This is a genomic window from Algoriphagus sp. (genome assembly GCF_024642405.1).
Lineage (GTDB): Bacteria > Bacteroidota > Bacteroidia > Cytophagales > Cyclobacteriaceae > Algoriphagus.
Genome location: NZ_JAHEBC010000164.1, coordinates 1 through 8,197, shown reverse-complemented (window position 1 = coordinate 8,197; position 8,197 = coordinate 1). Strand labels below are relative to the sequence as shown.

9 protein-coding genes are annotated in these 8,197 nt (G+C 37.8%); 8 read left to right on the top strand and 1 reads right to left on the bottom strand.

What is annotated here, in order from left to right:
- The 8 genes from Q0L68_RS12635 to Q0L68_RS12600 form a co-directional block, all read left to right on the top strand.
- The coding region (locus Q0L68_RS12635) for an META domain-containing protein (protein WP_296703688.1) at window positions 1-327 on the top strand (327 nt) is incomplete at its 5' end.
- A gap of 8 nt (window positions 328-335) precedes the next feature.
- The gene (locus Q0L68_RS12630; RefSeq protein WP_296703685.1) at window positions 336-947 is read left to right on the top strand and encodes a fumarylacetoacetate hydrolase family protein; all 612 of its coding nucleotides are present in this window, start codon (window positions 336-338) and stop codon (window positions 945-947) included.
- Window positions 934-2,805 carry a M23 family metallopeptidase gene (locus tag Q0L68_RS12625; protein WP_296703682.1) on the top strand — a complete coding sequence of 624 codons (1,872 nt, stop codon included), beginning with the start codon at window positions 934-936 and terminating at the stop codon, window positions 2,803-2,805. Before Q0L68_RS12630 ends, Q0L68_RS12625 begins: the two co-directional genes overlap by 14 nt.
- Window positions 2,806-2,833: 28 nt before the next feature.
- Entirely contained in the window at window positions 2,834-3,283 is a 450-nt protein-coding gene (gene bcp, locus Q0L68_RS12620) for a thioredoxin-dependent thiol peroxidase (protein ID WP_296703679.1), read from the top strand.
- 9 nt (window positions 3,284-3,292) lie between these two features.
- Window positions 3,293-4,144, top strand: a complete 852-nt coding sequence (locus Q0L68_RS12615) for a transketolase (protein WP_296703676.1) — start codon at window positions 3,293-3,295, stop codon at window positions 4,142-4,144.
- Between the two features lie 24 nt (window positions 4,145-4,168).
- Window positions 4,169-5,131, top strand: coding sequence for a transketolase family protein (locus Q0L68_RS12610; RefSeq protein ID WP_296703673.1), 963 nt, complete (start codon window positions 4,169-4,171; stop codon window positions 5,129-5,131).
- Between the two features lie 86 nt (window positions 5,132-5,217).
- Window positions 5,218-5,763, top strand: a complete 546-nt coding sequence (locus Q0L68_RS12605; protein ID WP_296703671.1) for a GNAT family N-acetyltransferase — start codon at window positions 5,218-5,220, stop codon at window positions 5,761-5,763.
- A 52-nt stretch (window positions 5,764-5,815) separates the two neighbouring features.
- Window positions 5,816-7,375, top strand: coding sequence for a glycoside hydrolase family 99-like domain-containing protein (locus Q0L68_RS12600; protein ID WP_296703669.1), 1,560 nt, complete (start codon window positions 5,816-5,818; stop codon window positions 7,373-7,375).
- Between the two features lie 75 nt (window positions 7,376-7,450).
- On the opposite strand, the gene Q0L68_RS12595 is transcribed toward Q0L68_RS12600, so the two are convergent.
- On the bottom strand, window positions 7,451-8,197 hold a 747-nt coding region (locus tag Q0L68_RS12595; RefSeq protein WP_296703667.1), incomplete at its 5' end, for a hypothetical protein.

Here is an 8,197-nt window from a genome sequence, read left to right as displayed (position 1 = left end):
TGGAAAGTCCTGCAAGCAGGTGAGATCCGAAATCCAATTAGCATTAAATCAAAAGAGGCTTTAATTTTTGAATTCAATGCTGGTGAGTTGACTTTTTTTGGAGATTTAGGATGTAATACTATTCGGGGTAAAATTAAATCAATTGACCCTAAGAATATTGAATTTGGACCAGGGGCTTCTACTAAAATGGCCTGTATTGATATGAGCGTGGAAAATGAAATTCTAAAAGCAATTTCTGAAACAAAAACATATCAAATTGCAGAGAATCAGCTTACTTTGCTCGATCAAAATGGAGCGCTATTAATGCTCTTTCAAGCCGTAGATTAAAAGTTCATATGAAGATTATTTGCATAGGCCGCAACTATGTGGCTCACATAGAGGAACTCAAAAACGAAAAGCCTACTAATCCTGTTGTGTTTTTAAAACCCGAAACCGCGGTTTTGAAAAAGGGAGCGCCGTTTTACTATCCAGATTTTTCTAAAAATATACATCATGAAGCTGAGTTGGTTCTGAAAATCAACAAAGAAGGAAAGTATGTTGAAAAAAAGTTTGCTCACCGATATTTTGATGAAATTGGATTTGGAATCGATTTTACAGCGCGTGATTTGCAAGATCAATGCAAGGCAAAAGGACTTCCATGGGAAATTTCAAAAGCATTTAACGGTTCTGCTCCCATAGGAAATTTCCTTCCTGTTTCTGAGTTTCAAGATCTAAATAATATAGACTTTCATTTGGAAATAAATGGAGAAATTCGCCAGCAAGGAAACACTAGTTTATTGCTTTTTGATTTTGGTACCATCATCGAGTATGTGTCCAAGTTTTTTATGTTAAAAAAGGGTGATTTGATCTACACGGGGACACCAGCTGGAGTTGGCCCGGTTCATATAGGAGATAGATTAGAAGGATTCATCGGGACAAAAAAACTGCTTGATTTTGAAGTTAAATAAATCATTAATCTTCATTCTTTTAATATTCTGTTTTCCCATTTCTTCCTATTCGCAGGAAGTTGATAAAGGCTATTTTATATCACCGATCAAACCTGGAGTCCGAAATTATTTAGCAGGAAACTTTGCTGAATTAAGACCAAATCACTTTCATACGGGGTTGGACTTCAAAACTGGAGGTCAGGAAGGAGAACCTATCCTTGCAGCTGCTGATGGCTGGGTTTATCGGATCAAAGTCTCTTCATTTGGATATGGAAATGTCATCTACCTCAAGCATCCTAATGGAAAAATCACAGTTTATGGACACTTGAGAAATTTCAACAAACAGTTGACCGATTTCATGCGAAATAAAATGTATGAAGCAAAGGTAAATGAATTAGAAGTTTATCCTGAACCAGGAGAATTATCCGTAAAAAAAGGAGAAAGGATAGCGGATAGTGGAAACACGGGAGGTTCGGGTGGGCCTCATTTACATTTTGAGATTCGGGATAGTCTAGAGCGGGCTTTAGACCCCTTACTTTTTGGATTTCCAGAAATAGTAGATAATACCCCCCCTACTCCACAAAAGATTGCCATTGTTCCCTTAAACATTGATTCAAGAGTAAATGGAAAGTTTGAGCGACTGGAAGTAACACCCGTATATTCAAGTGGTTCCTACACACTACCTTCTACCATTCAAATCACAGGGCAAGTTGGTCTTGAAATTCAAAGTTTTGATCAACTTGATGGTGCAAGCAATAGAAATGGATTTTCAACTTTTGAACTATCAGAGGATACAACCATGGTTTTTTCATTGGTCGTGGACAAAGTTGATTTCAATTATACCCGTCAGTTTTTGCTACATACCTACAGAAACAGGTTCACAAAACTGTATGTACAAAAAGATCTTAGATTTGATTATTTCAGCCCAAAAGCACCCAATACAGGTTATTTTGAATTGGATCCTGGCATCAAAAAAACCTATCAATTATCACTCAAAGATGCTTATGGAAATACCAGAAAGATCTCGATCCCTTTACAGGGGCAAGATTTAGAGCATAATGTAAATGATGGACCGGCTCCTTCTAGAGCAACTGTTACCTATGAGGGCCATATTTTAAAAGTAAAAGCTCCAATTTCACCAAATGGTGGTTTAGCAAAATTTTATGTGGGAGCTCATACTTTTGAAATGCTCCCTGCCTACCAAAATTCTCAAAGCAGAACCTATTTATGGGACATGAATTTCGGAATTCCCGAAGAAATTGATGTTTGTTCCGAGGTGGTAATTGTTGGAATTAATGCTAAAATCCCTGCCGATAGTGAACACCTTTTTGCAAATGAAAATGTAAAAATCAAATTTACTGAAAGGACTTTATTGGAAGATTTATATTTAAGAGTGAAACAAAGCGGAAGTTCCTCTTCTCCTCGTATTGAAATCAATGAGTCTTCAGAAAATTTATGGAGTGAAATGGAAATCACTTGGAATCTCCCAGATTATAAAGGGGATAAAGAAAAAGTATTTGTATTCCAGGAAGCTTCAAACGGAAGAAAGTCTTTTATAGGAGGAACTTGGGAAGGTGAATCTATCCGTTTTAAAACCAGAAATTTTGGTACTTTTGTTTTATCCACCGACGATGTAAAACCAACCTTAACTCCAGTTCGGATCAATTCTACTGGACTACGGTTTACGATAAGAGATAATTCTTCAGGCATCGATAGTTTTGAAGCAAATGTCAACGGCAAATGGCTTTTGATGCGCTACGAACACAAACAAGCTGTTATATGGTCTGAAACTCAAAATGGTGAACCTATTAAAGGTCCTATTTTAGTCAAGGTTACAGATCAGGCAGGCAATGTAGCAGAGTGGAAAGGGACTTTGTAAACAAATTATTTATTTCAAAAGAAACGATATGAATTTAGAAGTTGGCCAAACGGCCCCAGATTTTGAAGCAAAAATTGAAACAGGTGAAAGCATTAAACTTTCTGATTACCGTGGTAAGAAAGTGGTTCTTTACTTTTATCCAAAAGACAATACGCCTGGCTGCACGGCTCAAGCATGTAATTTGAGAGATAATTACGAAGCACTACAAAAAGCTGGGTTTGTAGTTTTCGGAATTAGTTCAGATGCAGAAAAATCACATCAAAAATTTATAGAAAAGCAATCTCTACCATTTTCATTGATCGCAGATCCAGACAAAAAAGTACATGAAGCTTATGGAACCTGGGTAGAAAAATCCATGTATGGTAGGAAGTATATGGGCACAGCCCGAACCACTTTTATTATCGATGAAGAAGGGAAGATTGCTGAAATTATTGATAAAGTAAAAACAAAAGATCATACCACTCAAATCTTAAAATAAACCTCCGTAATGGAAAAACAATCAATCGAACAACTCCAGAAAATCGCTACTCAGCTCAGGAGAGATGTGTTAAGAATGGTACATGCAGTACAATCCGGTCATCCTGGTGCACCACTTGGCTGCGCTGAATTCTTTGTAGCCCTATATTTTGACCAGTTGAGGCACAATCCAGATTTCAAAATGGATGGAAAAGGAGAAGATATTTTCTTTCTTTCAAATGGACACCTCTCTGCAGGATGGTATTCAGTTTTGGCGAGAAGTGGATATTTCCCGGTAGAAGAATTAAAAACATTTAGAAAACTGAACTCAAGACTTCAGGGTCACCCTGCAACAGAGGAACACCTACCCGGCGTACGCATCGCTTCGGGTTCATTGGGGCAAGGGCTTTCTGTAGCTCTTGGGGCTGCTCAAGCAAAAAAACTTGACGGCGATGACAAACTAGTCTATGTGATGATGGGAGACGGAGAGCTTCAGGAAGGACAGGTATGGGAAGCAGCCATGTACGCAGCGCATTATGGAGTTGATAATTTAATAGCTACTGTGGATTATAATGGACAGCAAATCGATGGTCCTACCAATAAAATAATGGACTTAAAGAGCTTAAGAGCCAAGTTTGAAGCTTTCGGATGGGAAGTAATGGAAACTCCAAATGGGAATGACATGGAATCAGTTCTTATCGGTTTGGAAAAGGCGAAAAATTTGACTCGAGAAGGCAAACCAGTGATGAACCTACTTCATACGGAGATGGGCTTTGGAGTAGACTTTATGGTTGGTACGCATAAGTGGCATGGTTCACCTCCCAATGACGAGCAACTTGAGAATGCTTTGTCTCAACTTGAAGAAACTCTCGGTGACTATTAATTCCATTCCAAAAAAAATCAACAAATGAGCTTAGACTTAAAATTTACATATACAGAAAAAAAAGATACCCGCTCTGGTTTCGGAGATGGGTTTTTAGAAGCCGGAAGGAAAAATCCTAATGTGGTTGGCCTTTGTGCCGATTTGATCGGATCATTAAAAATGGGAGCTTTTCAAAAGGAATTCCCTGAACGCTTCTTCCAGACAGGTATTGCAGAAGCAAATATGATCGGGCTTTCGGCAGGTTTAGCTTTAGGTGGTAAAATCCCTTTCGCCGGAACTTTCGCGAACTTTGCAACAGGAAGAGTTTATGACCAAATCCGTCAATCAGTTGCTTATTCTGAAAAAAATGTCAAAATCTGTGCTTCTCATGCTGGTTTAACGCTAGGAGAAGACGGAGCTACACATCAGATTTTAGAAGATCTCGGAATGATGAAAATGCTTCCAAATATGACGGTTATCAATCCTTGTGACTACAACCAGACAAAGGCAGCTACTTTAGCAATTGCAGAACATGAAGGACCCGTCTATTTGAGATTTGGAAGACCTAGTTGGCCTATCTTCACCCCTGCTGATCAAAAGTTTGAAATTGGCAAAGCCTGGAAAATGATTGATGGTAAGGACGTAACTATATTCGCGACAGGACATCTTGTTTGGGAAGCGGTAGTTGCTGAAGCCATGCTTCGCGAGGAAGGAATTCATGCTGAGGTGATCAATATACACACGATTAAACCATTGGATGAGGAAGCAATTTTGGAATCCGTTAAAAAAACAGGTTGTGCAGTATCCGCCGAAGAGCATCAAATTAATGGAGGATTGGGGGATAGTATCGCTCAAACGTTAACTCGAAATCACCCGGCTCCTCTTGAATATGTTGGTGTAAATGATAGCTTCGGAGAATCAGGAACCCCGGCTCAATTGCTAGAAAAATATGGCTTGAATGCTGAGAATATTGTAAAAGCTGTAAAGAAAGCTATTTCAAGAAAATAAGATTAAAAATATTTCATTTTGAAAACCACAGTCGTTTGGCTGTGGTTTTTTATTGTTTGCTAATTTGAAGGAAATTTTGAAACCCCATGATCAATATCAATCAAAACCTCTCCTTAATACCCATTAAACCAGAAGATCAGCCGAAACTTTTTGGGTTAATGCAAAGGGTTTATAAAAACGCCTATGCAGACTTTTGGACAGACGGAGGTGATTGGTATTTAGAGTTATGCTACAACTTTGGAAATGTCAAAAAGGAGCTTTCCAGAGAGAGAAGCCATTATTTTTTTGTAGAATACCAGGAAAAGACAATTGGCATCTTAAAATATGATTTCCCATTTTCTCCAAGGGAAACAGAGATTCCTAATGCCATGAAGCTTCATAGACTTTACCTTGATGCTTCTGTTCATGGAAAAGGGGTTGCAAAAGAATTGATGGCCTATATTGAACTAGTTGCTAGAGCAAATGGATTAGATAACATCTGGTTGGAAGCGATGGTTGAAAAGCCTCAAGCTAAGAGATTTTATGAAAATATGGGATACAAAAAAGTTTTTACCTATCAATTGGATTTCGAAAGACTTCACCCAAATGTGCGGGGAATTCAGATAATGAATAAAGAAATTTCAAAGGTTTAATCAAATTAGTGCAATTTTAGAACAGAAGCATTATTTTTAATAAATGCATTATATGGAAAAGATTTTTAAGTATAATCTGATTTTTAGTTTCATTTTTTTGGGGATTTTATCCTCTTGCCAAAGGAAATCTACAGTTCTAGACCCTTTTTCATTATCTGCAAGTTATGTAAACTTCCCACTAACCAATTATCAGGAATCAAGCGAAGAATTAGTCGGCGTTTACTATATGCCTTCCTGGAACACGTCCCCTGATCCCACTATTGATCGAGATAGTTTTTGGTCTTGTATTACCGGTAAAGGGGATTGTTCTAGTGTACAAAACACTGGAATCTGGGGGCCAAAAGGAAGAATTTACAATGCCAAATACCCCTACGAAGGTCCGTATCTCGATAGGAAACCTATTGCTGAGCTTAAAGGATTTTACAAAAGAGATGATCCTGAGGTTATCAGAAAGCAATTGGAATACATGAAGAGTTATGGAATTGATTTTTTTGTTTACGATTGGTTTTTTGGAAGGCAATATTACTACCATTTGTATTTTGGACCTCAATCAAAAATTTATTACCCCAAAGGATGGAAAATAGATACCAATCGAGATGGAAGGGTGGCTGTTCCAGGTTTAGTAGAATGGGGTGATCAGCTTAAGGTTATGATGGAAGTCAACGCTAAACTTCCAAAAGAAAAACAAATGAAATGGGCTATCAATTGGTGTGATGATAGTAATGAGCGTTGGATGCACTGGTTGGAAATAGGTTCGCCAGATGCAAAAGCAAGAAAAGCGAATTATGAAGGAGAAAAACCGGATAAGGAACTTTATCTCAAGGTTCATGAAAAAATAACGCAACTCTGGATCGATGAATATTTTTCAAGAGCAGATTATCTCAAAGAAAAAGATGGTAGACCGATAGTATACTTCTATTTTCCCCAAGATGCTGAATCCCGTGCTGCGTTCTATGGTTTGAAACTTAAAGACCTTTTGGATCTTTCTCAAGCTACTGCAAAAAAAGCAGGTTTAGCTGGGATAAAATTCATTGCGGTTACAGCAGGCCCAATGCTAGAAAGAGAAAGACTATATGGCTTACCTACCCAATGGAAACCAAATAACCCAAATAAACCATGGGAAGGTGGTCAATACCTTAACAAACAGTTGCTTCAAGAGTATGTGCCGAGATTAAAGAGTATGGGTTTTGAAGGAATGACAGCTTATGTTTATCACAACTTTATGGAGAAGGACAACAAGTCCTATGCAGATATGAGAGAAACATATAAAGGACATTGGAATATGTGGTCAGAGAAGTTTAAAAGTGATCCCAATTTTGAATATCAAGTACCCGTAGCCATGGGTTGGGATATGCGTCCTGCGGGAGGTACTTGGCCACAGCCATCAGGATTTCCAAGTGAACCGATCAAAGACAATGTTCACAGTACAAAAAAGACGTTTTTAGCCAAACTGATGGAAGCCCAACAAGTGTCTAGAAAATACAGAAACAGCAATGGAAATAAGATAATGATTTGCTGTTGGAACGAGTATCTGGAAGGAAATTATATAGAGCCCACCGAAGGGCATGGGTTTGATTATTTGGAGGCTATTAAAGAAGTCTTTCAGAAATAAAGTGGTTCATGGAGATTTACAAGTCCAGTAGAATAATAATCTAAAGTCATTTATTTAATTCAAAATCAAGCCATTTTAAAAGGCTAAAGCCATCATTGCAGTGCACAAAACCATTTGCGTATAAGAATCAATGCCGGGTTTGAGCCAAATAGAATTTTCAGCCTCAAAAGTGACCGCCCCGATCGATATTCCATCCTCGACAAATTCATAAAAATCAAACCCATCATTGATATAAATAGGATCATTTTGATTAAGCAAGTAATCTAAATTGGTTTGAATTACTTTGATAGATCGCGTTCCATTGGTCAAGTAACCTACCAAAAAATCTTCCCTGATTTGTTCTACTGGGATATTGAATTTCATATCCCAAGTTGCGGATGAATCAGTTGAGATTTTGATTGTTCCCTTGTTGACACGAGGAAGAAAAGCCATTCGAGTGATTGTTTCTGATTCAATCCCTAAATCCAAGAAACGGTTGAGCATATTGTTACTTTCAACTCCATAATCTACATAGCTGAATGCTTGTCCTTCCAATTCGGCAAATTCAATTTCCGAAACCATCAGCGATATCTTTAGGTTATTTTTGGATTCTGAAAAACCTACCCCTTCAATTTCTTTTATTTTTGATGAAATGATTCCCTCTTTAGCTATAACTTTTGCATAGTCTGTGATCGTGATTTTTGATTTAGAACCCCAAATAGCTCTAGGTAAAACAATTTCTAGCTTGACCGCCTCCGAAGGCAATTTTTCCTGCGCTACCCCCAAATCTGGATTAAGGAAAATAAGCAGTAAAATCACAAATTGTATTCCTGTTTTTCTTTT